Source organism: Escherichia sp. E14V7, from assembly GCF_004212225.1.
In the GTDB taxonomy this organism is placed as follows: Bacteria; Pseudomonadota; Gammaproteobacteria; order Enterobacterales; family Enterobacteriaceae; genus Escherichia.
The window spans coordinates 15,457-37,341 of record NZ_RHJJ01000010.1; the positions used below are offsets into that span (position 1 = coordinate 15,457).

At 48.9% G+C, this 21,885-nt stretch carries 15 protein-coding genes, 1 tRNA gene and 1 CRISPR repeat array; of the genes, 10 read left to right on the forward strand and 6 right to left on the reverse strand.

All coding sequences use genetic code 11. The annotated features are described in order from the left end of the window. Positions 1-291 precede the first annotated feature (291 nt). From csy1 to D9741_RS11240, 8 genes are all read left to right on the forward strand, one after another. Positions 292-1,599 carry a type I-F CRISPR-associated protein Csy1 gene (csy1, locus tag D9741_RS11205; RefSeq protein WP_130215667.1) on the forward strand — a complete coding sequence of 436 codons (1,308 nt, stop codon included), beginning with the start codon at positions 292-294 and terminating at the stop codon, positions 1,597-1,599. Beyond that, positions 1,596-2,519, forward strand: coding sequence for a type I-F CRISPR-associated protein Csy2 (gene csy2, locus D9741_RS11210; RefSeq protein ID WP_130215669.1), 924 nt, complete (start codon positions 1,596-1,598; stop codon positions 2,517-2,519). The genes csy1 and csy2 overlap by 4 nt, the downstream gene beginning before the upstream one ends. 10 nt (positions 2,520-2,529) lie before the next feature. Then, the gene (gene csy3 / locus D9741_RS11215) at positions 2,530-3,531 is read left to right on the forward strand and encodes a type I-F CRISPR-associated protein Csy3 (RefSeq protein WP_130215671.1); all 1,002 of its coding nucleotides are present in this window, start codon (positions 2,530-2,532) and stop codon (positions 3,529-3,531) included. 10 nt (positions 3,532-3,541) lie between these two features. Beyond that, positions 3,542-4,096 carry a type I-F CRISPR-associated endoribonuclease Cas6/Csy4 gene (gene cas6f / locus D9741_RS11220; protein WP_130215673.1) on the forward strand — a complete coding sequence of 185 codons (555 nt, stop codon included), beginning with the start codon at positions 3,542-3,544 and terminating at the stop codon, positions 4,094-4,096. Positions 4,097-4,476: 380 nt separating this feature from the next. After that, positions 4,477-5,019, forward strand: a complete 543-nt coding sequence (yehD, locus tag D9741_RS11225) for a fimbrial protein YehD (RefSeq protein WP_130215675.1) — start codon at positions 4,477-4,479, stop codon at positions 5,017-5,019. A gap of 55 nt (positions 5,020-5,074) precedes the next feature. Further along, complete coding sequence (locus tag D9741_RS11230) at positions 5,075-5,755, forward strand: fimbrial assembly chaperone (RefSeq protein ID WP_130215677.1); 681 nt, start codon at positions 5,075-5,077, stop codon at positions 5,753-5,755. 14 nt (positions 5,756-5,769) lie between these two features. Then, the gene (locus tag D9741_RS11235; protein ID WP_130215679.1) at positions 5,770-8,256 is read left to right on the forward strand and encodes a fimbrial biogenesis outer membrane usher protein; all 2,487 of its coding nucleotides are present in this window, start codon (positions 5,770-5,772) and stop codon (positions 8,254-8,256) included. Positions 8,257-8,267: 11 nt separating this feature from the next. Further along, positions 8,268-9,281, forward strand: a complete 1,014-nt coding sequence (locus D9741_RS11240) for a fimbrial protein (RefSeq protein ID WP_130215681.1) — start codon at positions 8,268-8,270, stop codon at positions 9,279-9,281. A gap of 303 nt (positions 9,282-9,584) precedes the next feature. On the opposite strand, the gene D9741_RS11245 is transcribed toward D9741_RS11240, so the two are convergent. The 6 genes from D9741_RS11245 to trxB form a co-directional block, all read right to left on the reverse strand. Next, a tRNA-Ser gene (locus tag D9741_RS11245) sits at positions 9,585-9,672 on the reverse strand. 343 nt (positions 9,673-10,015) lie between these two features. Next, a CRISPR array of direct repeats spans positions 10,016-10,643; the repeat unit is 28 nt; unit sequence GTTCACTGCCGTACAGGCAGCTTAGAAA. Between the two features lie 111 nt (positions 10,644-10,754). Next, complete coding sequence (infA, locus tag D9741_RS11250) at positions 10,755-10,973, reverse strand: translation initiation factor IF-1 (protein ID WP_001040187.1); 219 nt, start codon at positions 10,971-10,973, stop codon at positions 10,755-10,757. A gap of 284 nt (positions 10,974-11,257) precedes the next feature. Continuing rightward, entirely contained in the window at positions 11,258-11,962 is a 705-nt protein-coding gene (gene aat / locus D9741_RS11255) for a leucyl/phenylalanyl-tRNA--protein transferase (protein ID WP_130205277.1), read from the reverse strand. Between the two features lie 44 nt (positions 11,963-12,006). Next, positions 12,007-13,728: a cysteine/glutathione ABC transporter ATP-binding protein/permease CydC gene (gene cydC, locus D9741_RS11260; RefSeq protein WP_130215683.1), complete on the reverse strand. Its 1,722-nt coding sequence runs from the start codon at positions 13,726-13,728 to the stop codon at positions 12,007-12,009. Continuing rightward, the gene (cydD, locus tag D9741_RS11265; RefSeq protein ID WP_130215685.1) at positions 13,729-15,495 is read right to left on the reverse strand and encodes a cysteine/glutathione ABC transporter permease/ATP-binding protein CydD; all 1,767 of its coding nucleotides are present in this window, start codon (positions 15,493-15,495) and stop codon (positions 13,729-13,731) included. A 122-nt stretch (positions 15,496-15,617) separates the two neighbouring features. Then, entirely contained in the window at positions 15,618-16,583 is a 966-nt protein-coding gene (gene trxB, locus D9741_RS11270; RefSeq protein WP_130205283.1) for a thioredoxin-disulfide reductase, read from the reverse strand. Between the two features lie 555 nt (positions 16,584-17,138). Here trxB and lrp point away from each other — a divergent pair. Both lrp and ftsK read left to right on the forward strand, forming a co-directional pair. Continuing rightward, positions 17,139-17,633 (forward strand): leucine-responsive transcriptional regulator Lrp, encoded by a 495-nt coding sequence (gene lrp, locus D9741_RS11275; RefSeq protein ID WP_000228473.1) that lies wholly within the window; start codon positions 17,139-17,141, stop codon positions 17,631-17,633. A gap of 134 nt (positions 17,634-17,767) precedes the next feature. Continuing rightward, the gene (gene ftsK, locus D9741_RS11280; protein ID WP_130221276.1) at positions 17,768-21,871 is read left to right on the forward strand and encodes a DNA translocase FtsK; all 4,104 of its coding nucleotides are present in this window, start codon (positions 17,768-17,770) and stop codon (positions 21,869-21,871) included. Positions 21,872-21,885 lie beyond the last annotated feature (14 nt).

Sequence of the window (21,885 nt, forward strand, 5' to 3'; positions counted from 1 at the left end):
CGTATCCGGAGATACCTCTATTTCTAAGCTGCCGATGGCAGTGCGTGAATGTTAGTCATTAAACTATTGTGTGGCAAATATTTTATGCATGATAATATCACTCTTAGTTATTGCATGGGTTTGGCTAGATTAAAGCGTAGATACCTCTAGGTGAGCTATCCATGATTATCACCACGGGCGTTGCCCCTTTTGCTGTATGCGTCGTTGTACTGAAGCCTGTTTGGGCTACGGAGATTTTTCAGTGAAGTCAGGGAGCAACTTCAATTTGATGGATTAACGAAAGGAGCCGAAATGGAAAAAACGGCGCTAATACAATTTATTACTGGCTACATCGCTTCGCGAAGGCAACCCAAAATCGAAGCCTTTGAAAAAGAAGCAGCAAAGCGACAGGAACAGGGCGAGGACGCCAGCGTTATCGCTCTGGAGCGGCAGGAACTTGAAGCACGCTACCTACCACGTAACTGGTTAACGGATGCGGCGAAACGTGCCGGGCAAATCAAATTAGTCACTCATGGCGCTAAATTCAGTCATGGTGATTCTAAGGCCAGCAGCTTTTATCTGGATACCTCCGCTACCGAAAACTATTTAAACACGGCATCGTTGGCAAATATCGCTACTGACGCGATTGGCAACGCCGCCGCACTTGACGTCGCAAAGTTGCTACAAACCGATGTGAACGGAGATTCACTGCTTGCCAGCCTGAAGCGTGGTGATTATCAGGCATTAAGTACGTTTGCAGAGGATAAAGCGCAACTGGAGCAGTGGGTAGCTGGGTTTAGCCAGGCATGGACAACTGGACGGCCTGCCAGCCATAAACTGGCAAAACAAATCTATTTCCCTGTTGCGGATGGCTATCACCTGTTATGCCCACTGTTTTCCAGTTCACTGGCGCAGGCGATGTATGAAAAGCTAACCGCCGTGCGCTTTAGTGAGGAATCGAAAGCCATTCGCGATGCCCGCAAAGCAGGAAAATGGCACTCCCAGCCAGATATCTGGTTTCCTAATCTTGCCGAAATGCATTTTGGCGGCACAAAACCGCAGAATATTTCTTTGCTCAATAGTGTGCGGGGTGGCCGAGTCTGGCTGTTGCCATCAATGCCGCCAACCTGGGCGACGCTGGATCGCGCGCCACAAAACATGCGCAGTATTTTTTCCCTACGCGGCGATTTCAATCGGGCGGCTTCAGGCATCATCGCCCGAATGACTTACCTGCTGAAGGTTGACATAAATAATGTTCATATCCGAACTGCGCGGGCGAAATATATTGATGAGTTGATTGATCTGCTGTTCATGCAGGCGTCTTCATTTCAGCAAGAAAAATGGCAGGGATGGTCCGCGCAATCACCAGACTTACCTCGCCACCAACAACTTTGGCTGGACCCGTGGCGAAGCCTCTCAGATGAGACTTTCAAACAGGAGCGTGAGAAAAACGACTGGCAAGAGACAGTAGCCGATGATTTCGCGCGCTGGCTGAACTATCGCCTGAAAAAAGCCCATTTCGATGTCGGTGCTGTCGAGCAAAGGGAGTGGCGCAGTCAGTCCCTGTTTACTCAACGGATGCGTGAAATGGAAGCCGTTTTGCAGGAGGCGCTGAAATGAGTTATCTGCTCTTGTTACCCCATGTACGCATCGAAAACGCTAACGCCGTCTCCGGGTTGACCTGGGGATTCCCGTCGATGACCCATTTTCTCGGTTATGTTCATGCGCTTTCTCGCAAAGTCGTGGATGAATTTGGCGTAAGTTTTGACGGTTGTGCGGTAGTAAGCCATGAACAGCATATTCAGGCGTACAGCTCCGGGCGCGATTTTCAATTCGCTCTCACCCGTAACCCATTAACCAGAGAAGGTAAAACCGCCTCGTTCAATGAAGAGGGCCGTATGCACCTGACGGTTTCTCTGCTGGTTGAATGTAATGGCGAAATTACCAATGGTGAATATGGCAGAAAAGCCCTTTGCGACCATCTGAAAATGCTCTGCCAGAGCCATAAACTGGCGGGCGGCAGCATTGTTGACATGCGCGAACCGCAGCTTTTTCATGCGCCTGAAGATGAAAAGCAACTGCGTAAAATCATCTGGCGTTTAATGCCTGGCTATGCGCTTTACGATCGCAGTGAATGGCTGGCTGAACATCACCAACAACATCCCGATATATCGTTGCTTGATGCCTGGCTTGATTTTGCTGCCGTTAAATATCAGGCCGAATCTCCGGCAGAAGACAACAGCGCACAATGGGTATACCAGCCGAAGCCAATGCCTGGTTTCCTGGTACCGTTAATGTGTGGCTACCAACGCATTTCTCCTGTTTACGCACCCGGTGAAGTTGAAAATGCGCGCGATACCTCGACACCATTTGCCTTTGCCGAAGCCGTTTATGGCATTGGCGAATGGCGCGGATTACATCGTATTACTGGCTTGCAACCGCTGATGTGGCGTTACCGTACAACGGACACTGGCTACTATTGCTCGGCAATACCAGTCGTTGACGACCCTACGATTAATGAAGATGACGATACAGAATAAGGACATAATTATGGCAAAGGCCCCTGTAGCAGTAAAAACGGCGTCAGTACTGGCATTTGAGCGCAAACTGGCAACCTCTGACGCGGTGATGTACGCAGGTAACTGGCAAGGAAATGAATGGCAACCTATTGAGATTCAGGAGAAAGCCGTTCGCGGAACCATCTCCAATCGCCTGAAAGATGCAATTTCCAGTAATGAGTTAAAGCTGAATGCAGAAATCCAAAAAGCCAACTTGCAGCGGGTAGACGTGGCAGCGCTTCCGGTTGATGCGGATACGTTAAAAGTGATGTTTACACTGCGCGTGCTGGGTAATTTATCCACACCGTCAGTATGTAATGATATGGCCTATCAGGAGGCGCTTTCCGACGTTATTGAAGGTTATATCAGCGAACATGGCTTTAAAGAGCTGGCTCTTCGCTATGCCCTGAATCTGGCAAATGGTCGTTTTCTGTGGCGTAACCGTATCGGTGCCGAGCAAATTCAGGTGAAAGTCACCGCTAACGACAAATCATGGACTTTTAACAGCCATGACTTCTCTTTATGTCAATTTGAACAGGGCCAGAGTAGCGTCACGAAACTGGCGGCAACGATTGAACAAGGATTAAGCGGAAAAGAGTGGGTAATGCTTACCGTTGAAGCGCAGGTTCGTCTTGGTGCCGGGCAAGAAGTTTTCCCGTCGCAGGAGCTGGTACTCGACAGCAACAGTAGCAAAAGTCGCGTGTTATACCAGGTGGCTGGCATTGCCGGTATCCACTCTCAGAAGATTGGCAATGCTTTACGTACCATCGATACCTGGCATCCAAAAGTGGATGAATTAGGTGCTATCGCTGTGGAACCTTACGGTTCTGTAACCAGTCGCGGTGTGGCTTGCCGCCAACCGAAAGAAAAACTCGACTTTTATACCTTACTGGACAATTGGGTGACCAAAGGGATGAAACCAGACGTTGAGCAGCAGCACTACGTGATGGCTGTGCTGATACGCGGCGGTGTCTTTGGTGAGAAATCGGAATAAGGAGCTGCCAATGGATCACTACCTTGAGATCCGCGTTCTGCCAGATCCTGAATTTTCGAGCGAAATGTTGATGGCGGCGTTATTTGCCAAACTGCATCGGGCATTAGGTGCAAGAGGGCAAGGCGATATCGGCGTAAGTTTCCCGGACGTAAATGTTATGCCAGGAGCGCGTTTACGCTTGCATGGTAGCGCTCAGGCATTGCAGGCGCTTGAAGCCTCAGCGTGGCGTAAAGGACTTACGGACTATTGCCAATGTTCACCGGTCACTCCCGTACCAGAAATAAAGGGCTGGCGAGTAGTAAGCCGTGTGCAGGTTAAAAGTAACCCCCAGCGTCTGCTAAGGCGTTCAGTGAAAAAAGGCTGGCTTACTGAAGAACAGGCGATTGAGCGACTGGCGACGCAAGCTGAACAGCGGACCGACTTACCTTTTCTTAATATGAAGAGTTTGTCGAGTCAGCAACAGTTCAAATTGTTTATCCGACACGGGGATTTGCGTACAGAACCGGTTAAAGGGGTATTCAGTAGTTATGGATTAAGCGCAACCGCTACTATTCCCTGGTTTTGATTGGTTAGTTGTAATGTATAAAAGACCTGGCCTTACCGTCAGGTCTTTTTGTCTATTGAAAAGCCTATTTCTGGCTGGAAATAGAATAAATAATTCAATGCCCTACACTTTCATCAGTATATGGATATTTATTTAAAACAAGCAATCCTCAATTAATAATACGTATTAATCTACCTTGTAATGACATCAAATAATGACGAATAGTAAACAAGGAAAATATTTTTATGGGTATTTTTTGCTGGGTATGTGTTTTTTATAATTTGATTTAAATCACGAAAACAACTTGTTTACATTGCGATAGAAAATGTAATTTGCGAAATTCATTTCCGAGAGGACAGAAACTCTTAATCACCTGGAATAAATTAGTTAAGGAATAGACTATGAAACGTTCAATTATTGCAGTTGCAGTATTATCTTCTCTTTTTATGAGTGCAGGGGCTTTTGCGGAAGGGAATCAACAGGGCGAGTTGATTATTACCGGTAATATCGCAGGAACTACTTGTCAATTCGATGGATCAACTACTGCAACAATTACGATGAACGAGATTGGGGCTGATCAATTTCAAGGTAAGGATGCAGGCTATATTCACGACGCTTATTCAAATACAACAATTTTACCGCTGAAAGTTATATGTACGGGAGACAATGCACCTAAAATTACTTTCTCCAGGGATCAATTTGACGTAGGCAATAGCGGTATTACTCGTAACACCGCAGAAGAAAATGGTGCTGGTTTTGCTGTCTATTATGAGGGGGCGGACGGTCAATCTCAACAGATTAAAGGTGATGACTATATTCATTTAGTAAAAAACAACACTAATGAATATGAGTTGAATTTCAGGGCGAAATACGCAAAAGCAGGTGCTGAAGTGAAGGCTGGCTCGGTTAACTCTGCCCTGACAATGACTGTCGTGACAGATTGATACCGTGTTTATCGGCGGCTTCGGTCGCCGATTTTCAATAACAAGGATTGTTATCATGAAAAAATTAATAGCCTTCTTGCTGGCCGGCATGGTCACGCCTGCGTGGGGTGGCATCTATATCTACGGCACTCGTGTTATTTATCCAGAACAGAAAAAAGAGATTACCGTTCAGTTAATGAATGAAGGTAATCGTAGCGCCCTGGTTCAGTCATGGATTGATGATGGCGATACCAGCCAGCCTCCAGAAAAAATTCACGTCCCGTTCGTGTTGACGCCACCGGTCGCTCATGTAAAAGGGGGCGAGGGACAACAACTCAAAATCAAAAAATTGGCGAATACCCTACCAAAAGATCGCGAAAGCTTGTTCTTTCTCAATGTCCTGGACATTCCACCTAATAGTGAGAAAAATGAAGGTAAAAACCAGATTAAATTCGCGATGCAAAACCGCATCAAATTTATTTATCGTCCGGAGGGTATAGCTGGTGTCGATAAAGGAAGTTTTTCTCGACTGAATATAAGAACTGTCAGTAATGGTATTAATATAAAAAATAATTCAGCTAACTGGATAACTATTCCTGAACTGAAAGGTAATACCAAATTAAATAAAGAAACGCTGGTACTAGCACCCTGGTCAGAACAGACCGTCACCACATCTTCCGTTGTTAGCCAGTACAATGTTACGCTGATTGATGATCATGGAAACTACTTGAGTGAAAAAGTAAAAACCGTCAAATAGATCAGGGATTGATTATGTCTAAACTTAATTCTATTACGCTGGCTATCCTGTCGGTGTTGGCAACTTCGTCTGCATGGGCGGAAGATGAAACATTTGACACCCATTTTATGATTGGCGGATTAAATGGGGAAAAAATTTCTGACTATCATATTGATAGTGATAAGCCGATGCCCGGTATCTATGATATGGATGTTTACCTGAATAATCAGTGGCGCGGACATTATAATGTCGATATTAAAGATGATCCGGATGCAACATGTTTATCCTGGGAGCAGTTAAAGCAAATAGGTATCCTCACTGAAGAAATTAATATCGATAAAAGCGTAGAATGTGTACCACTTCGGGAAGCGGTACAGGGCGGCAGCGTTGACTATGATATTGGGCATTTTAACCTGAAGTTAAGTGTACCCCAGGCCTATGTCGTTGAGTATGAACGCGGATATGTCCCGCCTGAGGCATGGGATCGCGGGATTAACGCATTATATACGTCTTATTATGCCAGTCAGTATTACAGTAATTATAAGCACGGAGGAGATAATAAAAGTAGCTATTTAAATCTGAATAGTGGTTTGAATCTTCTGGGCTGGCAGTTGCATTCAAATGCCAATTATACGAAAAGTGACGAGAGCAGCGGTAAATGGAAGAGTAACACGTTATATCTGGAGCGCGGAATTCCACAAATTCTTGGCACATTGCGTGCTGGTGAAATGTATACCGGTTCTGATGTTTTTGATTCCGTGCGTTTTCGCGGTGTACGCCTGTGGCGCGATATGCAGATGTTGCCGAACTCTAAACAGAATTTTACTCCAGTGGTGCGTGGTGTTGCCCAAAGTAACGCACTTGTCACTATCGAACAAAATGGCTTTGTGGTTTACCAGAAAGAGGTTCCGCCAGGTCCATTCGCCATTGATGATTTGCAACTCGCTGGTGGTGGTGCAGATCTGGAAGTTACCGTTAAAGAAGCTGACGGTTCGGTGTCGCGTTATCGTGTACCTTATTCATCTGTACCAAATATGTTGCAACCGGGCGTTTCGAAATATGAATTTGCTGCCGGACGTAGTCGTATCGAGGGAGCCAGCGATCAGTCAGATTTTATTCAGGGAAGCTATCAGTATGGCCTTAATAATTTGCTGACACTCTATGCTGGCGCGCAGTTGTCTGATAATTACTCATCGTTTGTTCTCGGCACGGGATGGAATACACCGATTGGTGCTGTATCGGTTGATTTTACCCATTCCCATAGTGAACAAGATAACGGTGATGTGTTTAATGGTCAAAGTTATCAGATTGCCTGGAACAAATATCTCTCTCAAAGTGGAACGCAATTTTCGCTGGCGGCCTGGCGTTATTCTTCTCGGGATTATCGTACTTTTAACGATCACGTGTGGGCAAATAACAGGAAAAGCTATAATCGAGAAGATGACTCAGTTTATGATATCGCCGACTATTATCAGTACGACTTTGGTCGTAAGAACAGCTTTTCTGTAAATATAAACCAGTCATTACCGGAAAAGTGGGGGTATTTATCAGTCAGTGGTCAATGGCGAGATTATTGGGAACGTAGCGGGACAGGGAAAGATTATCAACTCAGCTATTCGAACTCCTGGGAACGTCTTAGTTATACCTTGTCTGTTAGCCAGACCTACGATGAAGATAACCGCGAAGATAGACGCATTAACTTATATTTCTCAATTCCCTTCTCGTGGGGCGATGGAATCACTGAAAAACGACGAGATTTATTTGTTTCTAACTCGACCACTTTTGATAAAGACGGCTATCGGTCGAATAATACCAGCCTCAGCGGTGTAGCGGGGAGTCGCGATCAGTTCAGCTACGGGGCTAACTTAAGCCATCAACATCAGGGCAGCGAAACAACAGCAGGTGGAAACCTGACCTGGCGTGCGCCATTGGCGACTATTGGTGGCAGCTATAGCCAGTCGAAAAAATATCAACAGGTTAGCGGTAATATTCAAGGCGGTTTAGTCGCGTGGTCGGACGGGGTGGCACTGGCTCCCAGACTTTCCGATACGTTTGCCATTGTCAAAGCGCCTGGACTGGAGGGAGCGGCGGTGCAGGGATATCGTTACCTGACCACGGATAGCAGAGGCTACGCTATTTATGACAACCTGACGCCGTATCGTGAAAATACGTTGATGTTGGATATTGCCGACAGTAAAAGCGATGTGGCGCTACTGGGTAACCGTAAAAACACCGTTCCTTATCGTGGTGCGGTAGTGATGACGCAGTTTGAGACTGATAAACGCAAACCCTGGTATTTCATCTCCCAACGACCTGATGGCTCTCCGTTGCCGTTTGGTTATGAGGTTGAAGATGAAAGTGGCAATAATGTGGGCTTAGTAGGACAGGGAAGTCGGATATTTATTCGCACTAATGATGTTCCCGCGTCGATTCGCGTCTCGGTTAATAAACAGCAGGAACAATTCTGCACTATTACCTTTGATAACGTTATTGATGAGAATAAAGTTTATATTTGTCGTTAAAGGATTTGTTTATGAAGAAATATTGGTTTTTGTTTCTACTGGCTTTGCCATTTTGGGGGCAGGCTAAATGTACTTTGGGGCCGAATACAACAGCAAGCCAAACGATAGAACTAGATATGGCACAGGAAACGGTAACGGCTGTAATTAATACAAACTTAGTTGATACGTTCACATGTAATGCAACAAGCGATAAAATGTATTATGCAACACCGTTAAAAGATTATATTGTTGAACTTAAAGAGTCTGATTCGCAGAAATCAATCTTTATGAAATTTAATCTTGAGAGTAGTGCATTCCCTGTTTCTACTGGAATCGATTCCTGGAATGCTTCTCCAAAAGAATATAACACTCAGGATGTTATAAATACCAAGCCGTTCACTCTTAAGGCAGAATATGTTGGGCCAACGAGTAAAGTAGACCATACAATAACCACCAATATCGACAAGATAACCATCCCGCGTCCTGCCATTAGCATACTAACAGATAACTCTTGCAATGATAGTATCATAAAATGGTTTTTATGTTGGATTAGTGGGCGATTAGATAGTGATGTTTCTTATACTCAGAATATAGAATTTAGCATCAAACACAAACCCACAACCTGTAGTTTCTCGCAACCGACTTACGAAATAAGAATGCCAGAAACAACGATAAGTGAGATGCAATCTGCCAATAATACAAAATCAGGCTCTATAGATCTGGTTTTAAATTGCGACAGTGTTTATAACGTCACGACTAATCCAGTAACTTTTAAAGTTGCGCGCGGTGAATGGGATGATAGTGGAACCATTCTGAAAAATACATCGCTTAATGGTGCTAAGGGGGTTGGGTTCCAGATTTATAATGGTAACGAAACGACACCGCTAAAGCTGGGTGATACTCTGATGAACAAACTAACTAAAATGGCGGCCATTGAGAATCAGTACACCTTCCCGATTACCGCGAAATATGTCCGCGTGAATGAGGAAGCACTACAGCCAGGAGAAGTCCAAAGCAAAGCCATATTTGCCGTATCCTACGACTAGTGGGTATAGTAATCAGCCACTGATTTTCACGTACTTTCGAAGAGGAAGTACGTGTTTTTTATTTAAGGCACATCAATGTGAAAAAAAAGCCCGTACTTTCGTACGAGCTCTTCTTAAAATATGGCGGTGAGGCGGGGATTGACTCGCTTCGCTCGCCCTGCGGGCAGCCCGTTCACTGCGTTCGCGGTCTGTCCAACTGGCTGGCGCCAGTTGTCGAACCCGGGTCCGGGCTTCTCATCCCCGCCAGGCTGTGCAATATGCGAAAAAAAAGCCCGTACTTTCGTACGAGCTCTTCTTAAAATATGGCGGTGAGGCGGGGATTCGAACCCCGGATACGTTGCCGTATACACACTTTCCAGGCGTGCTCCTTCAGCCACTCGGACACCTCACCAAATTGTTTTGCTGCCTGACCTCATGGGTGGCAACGGGGCGCTACTATAGGGAGTTGGAGTAAAACGGTCAAGAAGAATTTATAGAGATTGATTCGTTTGGTTACGCAATGAACACGCTGTTTGCGTGACGGAGATTATGACCGTATGTGTTCTGTTCAATTGTTTATCAAAAGCTATGCATAAAATATGAGATTGAAGAAGTACCAAATCGACCCTTTTTTTAGGTTGAAATGTAACTCATTGATTTTGTTTATTGCTGTTTTGAAGTCTGGAAAAAGGGTTTAAATCTGCGACTTTGTAAGTTTTAACAGTAAATCAATCGGATAGTCTGCTATTATTCCAGTTCACTGCCGTACAGGCAGCTTAGAAATCTTTCATCTCCTCCAGTCTCGCCCACGCAATGTTCACTGCCGTACAGGCAGCTTAGAAAAATTCTATGCATACTAAATTATTGACACTGAAGTTCACTGCCGTACAGGCAGCTTAGAAATTAAAAAGACCTTCCGTGGCTCAACATGTATTGTTCACTGCCGTACAGGCAGCTTAGAAAATTCACGCAGGCGCTGAACACCGCGCGCGCATGTTCACTGCCGTACAGGCAGCTTAGAAAAGAACGGCGACATTGTGGACGTATTAGTAATCGTTCACTGCCGTACAGGCAGCTTAGAAAAGATCTGCCAGCGCCTCTGCGGGGCGGTAAACGTTCACTGCCGTACAGGCAGCTTAGAAACGGCACCAGCAATGGAATTAGCGAAAAGCGGGGTTCACTGCCGTACAGGCAGCTTAGAAAGTGTACGCGCATTGGAGTAACCGCAATTAACTGTTCACTGCCGTACAGGCAGCTTAGAAAGTTCAATTATCAAATATTACCCGCGATATGATGTTCACTGCCGTACAGGCAGCTTAGAAATGCGATAACGAAGCTGTTGTTTCGTCGCCGTTGTTCACTGCCGTACAGGCAGTTTTCAAACTTAACTCACCATCCTCCAGTATTTATTCCCCGTAACTCCAAACGCAAAAAAGGCCGGTTAAACCGACCTTTTACTCGTTCTTTCTCTTCGCCCATCAGGCGGTAAAACAATCAGCGACTACGGAAGACAATGCGGCCTTTGCTCAGGTCGTACGGGGTCAGTTCAACAGTCACTTTGTCGCCCGTCAGGATGCGGATGTAGTTTTTGCGCATTTTACCGGAGATGTGTGCAGTAACCACGTGACCGTTTTCTAACTCTACGCGGAACATGGTATTAGGCAACGTTTCAAGAACGGTACCTTGCATTTCAATATTGTCTTCTTTGGCCATCTAATCCTCTGGGGTATCACTACCGTAATTTGAACCGGCAAGATAATGCCGAAGTTCTGTAAATAAGTAAAGATTTGTGCGCTAATTCGCAACAAACAGGTTTGGCACATAACTCCGAAAACACACGGCTAAGCCGCACTATAAGCGCAACGTATAAGGGAGCGGTGAGATAAACGGTGGGCGTTACCTGACGCGAAAAATTCCTTATCGGCAGCGGAGTAATGAGCATAACCAACTCTGCGACCGCAATTATAACACTCTGGGGAGAAATGTGCCGAAAACATTCATTCTTGTGGTGAAAACAATCGCCGTGGTACCCAGAAATTATTTGGTAACCGTTCGGGGCGCAGTTGATTGAGATAATTGAGGTAATCCCGGCGAGGGATTTCGCAGGCACCAAGCGAGGCCGTATGGTCATTTAATACCTGGCAGTCGATAAGCTTGCCGCCGTGGCGGATAAATTCGTCACAAAAAACCAGGAGCGCCGTTTTCGAGGCATTCTCCATGCGGCTGAACATCGACTCGCCACAAAACAGTGTTCCCTGCGCCACGCCGTACATGCCGCCGACAATTTCGCCTTCACGCCACACTTCTATGGAATGGGCATGGCCCAACTCGTGAAGACGATGGTAGGCTTCGACGACGTCACGCGTAATCCAGGTCCCTTCTTCGCGATCGCTGGCGCAGCCTTCAATGACCTGACCAAACGCGTAATTCAGCGTGACGCGATAGGGAGAGCGCTTATGAAAACGTTTCATGCTGCGGCTGATATGCAGTGATTCTGGCCATAAAACCGCACGTGGATCAGGCGACCACCAGAGAATAGGATCGCCAGGAGAAAACCACGGGAAAATACCGCGCTGATAAGCCATGAGTAGCCGAGCAGGGCTAAGATCGCCTCCCAGCGCCAGCAGACCGTTAGGCTCACGTAATGCGCCCTCCGGGGAAGGGAAGGCTATTGAATGGCGAGAAAGCTGAACCAGGCGCATGACTGCAAAACTCCACTACGCAAGTCGGATCGTTCAATAATAGCTTACAAACCCTGCTTAAACTGGTAATAACGCCCCTGTCTGGCAAGCAGTTCTGCATGGGTACCTTGTTCAATAATTTGCCCGTTGTCCATCACTATTATTTGCTGAAAATGTGAAAGTCCACGCAGCCGATGTGTAACCATCAATAGCGTTTTCTCACGCATCATTTCAGCCAGTAATTCGAGGATCTGACTTTCAGTCGTGGCATCTAAGCCTTCGGTTGGTTCATCCAGCAATACTAACGGCGCATCGTGCAATAGCGCACGGGCGATAGCCAGACGACGCAGTTCGCCGCCGGAAAGCTGACGTCCGCCTTCTCCCAACCAACTGTTGAGCCCTGTGTCTTCGAGTAGTTTCTCCAGACCGACGCGACGGAGAATTTCAGCAAGAGTCTCATCAGCAGCGCCAGGTGCGGCGAGTAACAGATTATCGCGCAGTGTGGCGCTAAACAGATGCACTCGCTGTGGCACAACGCTGATGGTCTGGCGCAATGTCGATTCATTCAGGTCAGAGATCGGGCTGCCGTTAAGCAAAATCTCACCCTGTTGTGGGTCCCATGCGCGGGTTAGCAGTTGTAACAACGTTGATTTGCCGCATCCGGTTCGCCCGAGAATCGCAATATGTTCTCCGGCGTTTGCCTGAAGAGAAATCCCTTTGAGCGCTTGTTGGGATTGTTCCGGATAAGTGAACGCAACATCCCGTAATGTCAGGGAAACCTGCTCAGGAACGGCAGACTGAGTATCCGGGAAGGTCACTTCTGGTTTTTGGTCCGTTAAGTCAGTGATACGCACGGCAGAAGCAATAACTTGCCCCAGATGCTGAAATGCACCTGTCACCGGGGCCAGGGCTTCGAATGCAGCCAATGCACAGAAGACAAACAGCGCAATTAACGCGCCTGGCTGGCTATTACCGCCAACGCCGCCGGAGGCCATCCATAGCATCAGAATCACCGCCAGCGCGCCAATCAACAGCATAATTGCCTGCGAGAGCGCAGTCAGTTCGGACTGACGACGTTGCGCTTCCAGCCACTGAATTTCGGTGTTCTCTAACTGCGTACGATAACGATCGCTGGCACCAAAAATGGTCAGTTCAGCTTGCCCTTGCAGCCAAGCGGTTAACTGTTGGCGATACTGCCCGCGAAGATGAGTCAGATTTTGCCCGGTGCTTTTCCCCGCACGATAAAACAGCGGTGGCATCAGGAAAAGCGTCAGTAACATAATGCCGCCCAGCGTAAAGGCGAGGGTGAAATCAAGGAAACTTAACCCGATTGTCACCACCATAATCACCACAAAAGCGCCCACCAGCGGCGAGATAACGCGCAGGTAAAGATGATCGAGCGTATCAACATCCGCCACCACGCGGTTGAGCAATTCGCCCTGACGATAGCGCGCCAGTCCGGCAGGGGAGAGGGGCAGCAATTTGCTGAAGGTGTAAATGCGCAGATGCTGCAACACGCGGAAAGTCGCGTCGTGACTTACCAGACGTTCAAAATAACGCCCGGCAGTGCGGGTGATTGCCGCGCCACGTACACCTGCGGCAGGCAGCATGTAGTTAAAGCTGTACAGTCCTGCAACTCCCGCCACTGCCGAAGCGGAGAGGAACCAACCAGAAAGCGTCAACAAGCCGATACTGGCGAGCAGTGTGACAATTGCCAGCACAATACCAAGGCTTAACATCCACTTATGACGCTTATATAGAGCCAGATAAGGAAGTAACGCGCGCATTTAAATCTCCTCCTGACGGTGGGCCAGCAACGTGGCGAATGGACCGTTAGCCACGCTTAAATCAGCGTAACAACCTTGCTCGATAATTTGGCCATCCTGCATCACCCAAATGACGTCCCAGTCGGCGAGATTTTCTAACTGGTGGGTGACCATCAGCGTTGTCTGGCGCTGCGAGGCAGCGTTTAGCGCCTGCATCACACGCTGCTCGCTGTGTGCATCGAGGCTGGCTGCAGGTTCATCCAGTAATAACAGTGAGCAGGGATGAAGTAATGCACGCGCTACGGCCACACGTTGTGCCTGACCTACGGAAAGGCGAGCTGCCTGATCGCCCACGGGAGTATCGATACCTTGCGGCAGGAGCGGCAGAAACTCACTGACCCAGGCGTTATCCAGGGCCGTTTGTAACTCTTGCTCGCTGGCATCCGGTCGTGCCAGCAGCACATTGTCTCGTACTGTTGCCGCGGGTAATTGCGGATTCTGGCCAACCCATGAGAGATGTTTTCGCCATGATTCCGGGGATAAATCCCGCAATTCAATGCCGTTGATTTGCAGCGAGCCTTGATAAGAGAGAAAACCGGAAAGCGCATTTAATAGTGAACTTTTCCCGGATCCGCTTCGTCCCACCAGTACCGCACGTTTGCCTGCAGGTAGTGTAAAGTTCAGCGGGCCAGCCAGTGTTTTACCTTCAGGCGATGTGATAAACAGATCTTTGGCTTCAATGGTCACTGGTTCGGTAGACGTTAACTCAACGTCACCACGCTGTGGATGGGCGAGCGGTGTTTCCATAAATGTTTTCAGGCTGTCAGCCGCGCCAACAGCCTGGGCTTTGGCATGATAAAACGTGCCGAGATCACGTAACGGCTGGAAAAACTCGGGGGCGAGGATCAACGCAAGGAAGCCCGCAGACAACGTCACGCCCGTGCTGTAGTGACCGAAATCCAGCTCACCAAGATAAGAGAAACCAAAGTACACCGCGACCAGGGCAATCGACAGCGAGGTAAAGAATTCAAGAATACCGGAGGATAAAAACGCCAGGCGTAATACTTCCATGGTCCGTTGGCGAAAATCTTCCGAAGCCGAACGGATACTTTCAATTTCAGCCTCGCCACGACCAAAAATACGCAGGGTTTCCATGCCGCGCAGACGATCGAGAAAATGCCCGCTTAAGCGAGCAAGCGCGAGAAAGTTGCGTCGGTTAGCATCGGCAGCACCCATCCCAACTAAAGCCATAAACAACGGAATTAACGGTGCAGTGCCGAGTAAAATAAGTGCCGCGGCCCAGTTAGAAGGGAAAATTGCGACGACAATCAGTAGTGGCACTGAGACTGCCAGCGCCATTTGCGGTAGGTAGCGAGCGTAGTAATCATGCATATCGTCAATTTGCTCGAGCACCAGCGTCGCCCAGCTCCCCGCAGGTTTGCCCTGAATCCAGGCAGGCCCCGCCTGCTGCAAACGGTCAAGAACCTGGCGGCGGATGGCAAAACGAATATGTTGCCCGGCGTGATAGCCCACCCGTTCGCGTAACCAGACCACCCATGCACGCAGCACAAAGGTCATCACCAGCAAGGTAAAGGGAAGCAGCAAGGCTTCTCGGGGGATGTTCTCCATGATCATATGTTGCAGAATTCGCGCCATAAACCAGGCCTGGGCAATTATTAATATGCCGCTCACAAAGCCCAGCAGACGAGAAATATTCAGCCAACGTTGGGAGATGACGCTTTGCTGTTTTAACCAGCGGGTTAACTCTTTTTGACGGGATTTATTCATTGCACGCTTAGCAGGTGAGTTATCAGAATTATTTGCAGAGCAATGTTACAACGGGGAAAAAATAAAGGCGACCCATAGTCGTATGGTGTCGCCTTCTTTACTTTTGTTACTGATTTGTAAAATTATTTTGCATCAGCTAAACCGTCGAGGTAGCGTTCCGCATCAAGTGCTGCCATGCAGCCTGTACCGGCAGAAGTAATGGCCTGGCGATAAATATGATCCATCACGTCACCTGCGGCAAAGACGCCCGGAATGCTGGTCTGGGTGGCATTACCATGAATACCCGACTGCACTTTGATGTAGCCGTTTTCCAGTTCCAGTTGTCCTTCAAAAATAGCCGTGTTCGGACTGTGACCGATAGCAACAAACAGACCAGCAACGTCGAGAGACTCGATATTATCGCTGTTTTGCGTATCGCGCAGACGAACGCCAGTGACGCCCATCTGATCGCCGATCACTTCTTCCAGCGTACGGTTGGTGTGCAGAATGATGTTGCCGTTCTCCACTTTGTCCATAAGACGCTTAATGAGGATTTTTTCCGCACGGAAACCATCGCGGCGGTGGATCAAATGTACTTCGGAAGCGATGTTAGACAGATACAGCGCCTCTTCAACTGCGGTATTGCCACCGCCGATGACCGCCACTTTCTGATTGCGATAGAAAAATCCATCGCAGGTTGCACAGGCAGAAACCCCACGGCCTTTAAAGGCTTCTTCAGAGGGCAGGCCGAGATAGCGTGCAGAAGCCCCGGTGGCAATAATCAGCGCATCGCAGGTATATTCGCCGTTATCGCCAGTCAGGCGGAACGGACGATTCTGCAAATCCACTTTATTGATGTGGTCAAAAATAATTTCAGTTTCAAACTTGGTAGCATGTTCATGCATGCGTTCCATGAGCAACGGGCCGGTCAGATCATTTGGATCTCCTGGCCAGTTTTCTACTTCAGTGGTCGTCGTCAGCTGGCCGCCTTTTTCCATGCCGGTAATCAGCACCGGTTGCAGGTTGGCGCGTGCCGCGTAGACAGCAGCGGTATATCCCGCCGGGCCTGAGCCCAGGATAAGCAGTTTACTGTGTTTGGTCGTGCCCATGAGATCCCCATAGTTGTTGGCAGACAATGGGCAGGATTGTAGGGAATTTACAGACGTAAAAAAAGAGTATGACGATTTTGTTAACGATTTGTGCAATCGTCAAAAGCGATAATCGTGTCAAATTCTCCTGTCATTCTCCCGTCATTATCACGTCTGCTACTTAATTTTTCCGGTTTACAAGCCGATTAAATGATGATTAAACGTCACTGTTAATGAATAACTGGCATGTTGTACTAAAAAACGATGTTTTGCTTTGACAATCACCTGGTGTTTTGCGAAAACATTCGAGGAAGAAAAAAACAGTATTGTTATGTGCGCATAATCATGCATGTAAATACCATGTTTACCGTGCTAGTGAAATCTACGCATGGCGTGGACAGACGCCATTCGTGATGTCGATAGCTGCCTCAAGGCAACGGTCTTCTCACCGTAGACCCAGGCATTGCGAGCCGTGAATCTTAATGATTTCGGTCTATCGTGACAGGTAGCGACTCTGAACAGTGATGTCTTCAGGGTCAGACAGGAGTAGGGAAGGAATACAGAGAGACAATAATAATGGTAGATAGCAAGAAGCGCCCTGGCAAAGATCTCGACCGTATCGATCGTAACATTCTTAATGAGTTGCAAAAGGATGGGCGTATTTCTAACGTCGAGCTTTCTAAACGTGTGGGACTTTCCCCAACGCCGTGCCTTGAGCGTGTGCGTCGGCTGGAAAGACAAGGGTTTATTCAGGGCTATACGGCGCTGTTGAACCCGCATTATCTGGATGCATCACTTCTGGTATTCGTTGAGATTACTCTGAATCGTGGCGCTCCGGATGTGTTTGAACAATTCAATACTGCTGTGCAAAAACTTGAAGAAATTCAGGAGTGTCATTTAGTATCCGGTGATTTCGACTACCTGTTGAAAACACGCGTGCCGGATATGTCAGCTTATCGTAAGCTGCTAGGGGAAACCCTGCTGCGTCTGCCTGGCGTCAATGACACACGGACATATGTTGTTATGGAAGAAGTCAAGCAGAGTAATCGTCTGGTTATTAAGACGCGCTAACACGGAACAGGTGCAAAATAAGCGTATTTTGATTACACTCCTGTTAATCCATACAGCAACAGTACTGGGGTAACCTGGTGCTGTTGTCCGTTTTAGCATCGGGCAGGAAAAGCCTGTAACCTGGAGAGCCTTTCTTGAGCCAGGAATACACTGAAGACAAAGAAGTCACATTGACAAAGTTAAGCAGCGGGCGCCGACTTCTGGAGGCGTTGCTGATTCTTATTGTCCTGTTTGCCGTCTGGTTGATGGCAGCCTTATTAAGCTTTAACCCTTCGGACCCCAGCTGGTCGCAAACGGCCTGGCATGAGCCTATCCATAATTTAGGCGGGACGCCTGGCGCGTGGCTGGCAGATACGCTGTTCTTCATTTTTGGCGTGATGGCTTACACCATCCCGGTCATTATTGTTGGCGGCTGTTGGTTTGCCTGGCGTCATCAGTCCAGCGATGAGTATGTTGACTATTTCGCCGTTTCACTACGAATTATTGGCGTGCTGGCGCTTATCCTTACGTCCTGTGGCCTTGCGGCAATCAACGCGGACGACATCTGGTATTTTGCCTCCGGTGGTGTAATCGGTAGTTTATTAAGCACTACGCTGCAGCCGCTGTTGCACAGCAGTGGTGGGACCATTGCGCTGCTCTGTGTTTGGGCGGCTGGCCTGACGCTGTTTACCGGCTGGTCCTGGGTGACCATTGCCGAAAAACTGGGGGGCTGGATTTTAAACATCCTCACTTTCGCCAGTAACCGCACTCGTCGCGATGATACCTGGGTTGATGAAGAAGAGTATGAAGACGACGAAGAGTATGAAGACGAGAAAAACGGCAAACAGCATGAATCGCGCCGTGCTCGTATTCTTCGTGGCGCGTTAGCGCGTCGTAAACGTCTGGCGGAAAAATTCATCAATCCGATGGGGCGGCAAACAGACGCTGCATTGTTCTCGGGTAAGCGGATGGATGATGAAGACGACATTACCTACACTGCGCGCGGCGTAGCCGCTGATCCTGATGATGTCCTCTTTTCGGGCAACCGTGCAACGCAGCCAGAATATGACGAATACGATCCATTATTAAACGGTGCACCAATTACCGAACCTGTTGCTGCAGTTGCTGCTGCTACCACGGCGACGCAAAGCTGGGCTGCTCCGGTTGGGCCTGTTACTCAGACGCCGCCTGTTGCGTCGGTTGATGTTCCACCTGCTCAACCTGCTGTTGCCTGGCAGCCTGCGCCAGGGCCGCAAACGGGCGAGCCGGTCATTGCTCCAGCGCCGGAAGGTTATCCGCAACAACCTGTGCAGTCACAGCAGCCATATTATGCGCCAGCTGCGGAACAACCTGTTCAACAACCCTATTATGCGCCAGTGCCTGAACAGTCGGTTCAGCAGCCATATTATGCGCCTGCTGCAGAACAACCTGTTCAACAACCCTATTATGCACCAGTGCCTGAACAACCAGTGGCTGATAACGGGTGGCAAGCCGAGGGGACACAATCCACTTTTGCGGCGCAGTCTACATACCAGCCTGAGCAAACCTACCAGCAGCCAGCCGTTCAGGAGACGTTGCGTCAACAGCCGCAACCGGTTGAACAGCCGCCTGTTGTAGAACCTGAACCGGTTGTTGAAGAAACAAAACCTGCGCGTCCGCCGCTTTACTACTTTGAAGAAGTTGAAGAGAAGCGTGCGCGCGAACGTGAGCAGCTCGCCGCCTGGTATCAGCCTATTCCTGAACCAGTTAAAGAACCTGAGCCTGTTAGACCTGTTCAGTCAGCTAAATCTGTTCAGTCATCGCCGACTGCTGCCGCAGTCCCTCCGGTAGAAGCCGTGGCTGGTGTTTCGCCGCTGGCATCGGGCGTGAAGAAAGCGACTCTGGCGACGGGGGCCACAGCAACGGTTGCTGCACCTGTTTTTAGCCTGGCAAATAGCGGTGGACCTCGACCACAAGTGAAAGAGGGGATAGGCCCGCAGTTGCCACGACCAAAGCGTATTCGTGTTCCGACTCGTCGTGAACTGGCATCGTATGGCATTAAACTACCTTCACAACGAGCCGCCGAAGAGAAAGCTCGCGAAGCGCAGCGCAATCAATACGATTCTGGCGATCAGTATAACGATGATGAAATCGATGCGATGCAGCAAGATGAGTTGGCACGTCAGTTTGCCCAGGCACAGCAGCAACGCTATGGTGAACAGTATCAGCATGATGCGCCAGTTAACCCTGAAGATGAAGATGCAGCGGCGGAGGCTGAACTGGCTCGTCAGTTTGCCCAGACTCAGCAGCAACGTTATTCCGGTGAACAACCTGCGGGAGCAAATCCATTCTCGCTGAATGATTTTGAATTTTCACCGATGAAAGCGTTGGTGGATGATGGCCCACACGAGCCACTGTTTACGCCCATTGTTGAACCACAGCAACCGGTAGCGCCGCAGCAGCAGTATCAGCAGCCACAGCAACCGGTAGCGCCGCAGCAGCAGTATCAGCAGCCGCAACAACCGGTGGCGCCGCAGTCGCAGTATCAACAGCCGCAACAACCGGTGGCGCCGCAGCAGCAGTATCAGCAGCCGCAACAACCGGTGGCGCCGCAGCCGCAGTATCAACAGCCGCAGCAGCCAGTAGCGCCGCAGCCGCAATATCAGCAGCCGCAGCAACCGGTAGCGCCACAGCAGCAATATCAGCAGCTGCAGCAACCGGTGGCGCCACAGCCGCAGGATACCCTGCTTCATCCGTTGTTAATGCGCAACGGTGATAGCCGTCCGTTGCATAAACCAACGACGCCACTACCCTCGCTGGATTTGCTGACACCACCGCCAAGCGAAGTTGAGCCAGTAGATACCTTTGCGCTTGAGCAAATGGCGCGTCTGGTAGAAGCACGGCTGGCCGATTTCCGCATTAAAGCTGATGTGGTCAATTATTCACCAGGGCCTGTAATCACCCGTTTTGAGTTGAACCTGGCGCCGGGCGTAAAAGCAGCACGTATTTCTAACCTGTCACGAGACCTTGCCCGTTCATTGTCGACCGTGGCGGTGCGTGTGGTTGAAGTCATTCCTGGCAAACCTTACGTAGGTCTGGAGTTGCCGAACAAAAAACGACAAACCGTTTATCTGCGCGAAGTGCTGGATAACGCGAAGTTCCGTGATAACCCATCGCCGCTGACGATTGTTTTGGGTAAAGATATCGCAGGCGATCCGGTCGTAGCCGATCTGGCTAAAATGCCTCACTTGCTGGTTGCGGGGACCACTGGTTCCGGTAAGTCGGTGGGAGTAAACGCCATGATCCTGAGCATGCTCTATAAAGCGCAGCCGGAAGATGTTCGTTTCATTATGATCGACCCGAAAATGCTGGAGCTTTCGGTTTATGAAGGCATCCCGCATCTGTTAACGGAAGTCGTTACCGACATGAAAGATGCTGCCAACGCTCTGCGCTGGTGCGTAAATGAAATGGAACGCCGTTATAAGCTGATGTCGGCACTGGGAGTGCGTAATCTTGCGGGGTATAACGAAAAAATTGCTGAAGCGGACCGAATGATGCGTCCGATTCCAGACCCGTACTGGAAGCCAGGTGACAGTATGGATGCCCAGCATCCAGTGCTGAAAAAAGAGCCGTACATTGTAGTGCTGGTGGATGAATTTGCCGACCTGATGATGACGGTAGGTAAAAAAGTGGAAGAGTTGATTGCGCGTCTGGCGCAAAAAGCCCGTGCCGCAGGTATTCACCTCGTGCTGGCAACGCAGCGCCCTTCGGTGGATGTTATTACGGGGCTGATTAAAGCGAACATTCCAACCCGTATCGCCTTTACCGTATCCAGCAAGATCGACTCACGTACCATTCTTGATCAGGCTGGCGCGGAATCACTGCTTGGTATGGGGGATATGCTTTACTCCGGGCCGAACTCAACCATGCCGGTACGTGTCCATGGTGCTTTTGTTCGCGATCAGGAAGTTCATGCCGTGGTGCAGGACTGGAAAGCGCGTGGTCGTCCGCAGTATGTAGATGGCATCACCTCCGACAGCGAAAGCGAAGGCGGAGCTGGTGGTTTCGACGGTGCTGAAGAACTGGATCCGCTATTCGATCAGGCGGTGGCGTTTGTCACTGAAAAACGCAAAGCGTCTATTTCTGGTGTTCAGCGTCAGTTCCGCATCGGTTACAACCGTGCAGCACGCATTGTTGAACAGATGGAAGCGCAAGGGATCGTCAGCGAGCAGGGACACAACGGTAATCGTGAAGTGCTGGCCCCGCCACCGTTTGACTAATTAGTGCATCGTAG

Excerpts from the sequence above, each read along its gene's own strand:
- lrp (WP_000228473.1), top strand. The coding sequence starts at position 17,139 with ATGGTAGATAGCAAGAAGCGCCCTGGCAAAGATCTCGACCGTATCGAT.
- csy2 (WP_130215669.1), top strand. The coding sequence starts at position 1,596 with ATGAGTTATCTGCTCTTGTTACCCCATGTACGCATCGAAAACGCTAAC.
- cas6f (WP_130215673.1), top strand. The coding sequence starts at position 3,542 with ATGGATCACTACCTTGAGATCCGCGTTCTGCCAGATCCTGAATTTTCG.
- D9741_RS11235 (WP_130215679.1), top strand. The coding sequence starts at position 5,770 with ATGTCTAAACTTAATTCTATTACGCTGGCTATCCTGTCGGTGTTGGCA.
- infA (WP_001040187.1), bottom strand. The coding sequence starts at position 10,973 with ATGGCCAAAGAAGACAATATTGAAATGCAAGGTACCGTTCTTGAAACG.
- cydC (WP_130215683.1), bottom strand. The coding sequence starts at position 13,728 with ATGCGCGCGTTACTTCCTTATCTGGCTCTATATAAGCGTCATAAGTGG.
- D9741_RS11230 (WP_130215677.1), top strand. The coding sequence starts at position 5,075 with ATGAAAAAATTAATAGCCTTCTTGCTGGCCGGCATGGTCACGCCTGCG.
- trxB (WP_130205283.1), bottom strand. The coding sequence starts at position 16,583 with ATGGGCACGACCAAACACAGTAAACTGCTTATCCTGGGCTCAGGCCCG.
- D9741_RS11240 (WP_130215681.1), top strand. The coding sequence starts at position 8,268 with ATGAAGAAATATTGGTTTTTGTTTCTACTGGCTTTGCCATTTTGGGGG.
- cydD (WP_130215685.1), bottom strand. The coding sequence starts at position 15,495 with ATGAATAAATCCCGTCAAAAAGAGTTAACCCGCTGGTTAAAACAGCAA.
- yehD (WP_130215675.1), top strand. The coding sequence starts at position 4,477 with ATGAAACGTTCAATTATTGCAGTTGCAGTATTATCTTCTCTTTTTATG.
- csy1 (WP_130215667.1), top strand. The coding sequence starts at position 292 with ATGGAAAAAACGGCGCTAATACAATTTATTACTGGCTACATCGCTTCG.
- aat (WP_130205277.1), bottom strand. The coding sequence starts at position 11,962 with ATGCGCCTGGTTCAGCTTTCTCGCCATTCAATAGCCTTCCCTTCCCCG.
- csy3 (WP_130215671.1), top strand. The coding sequence starts at position 2,530 with ATGGCAAAGGCCCCTGTAGCAGTAAAAACGGCGTCAGTACTGGCATTT.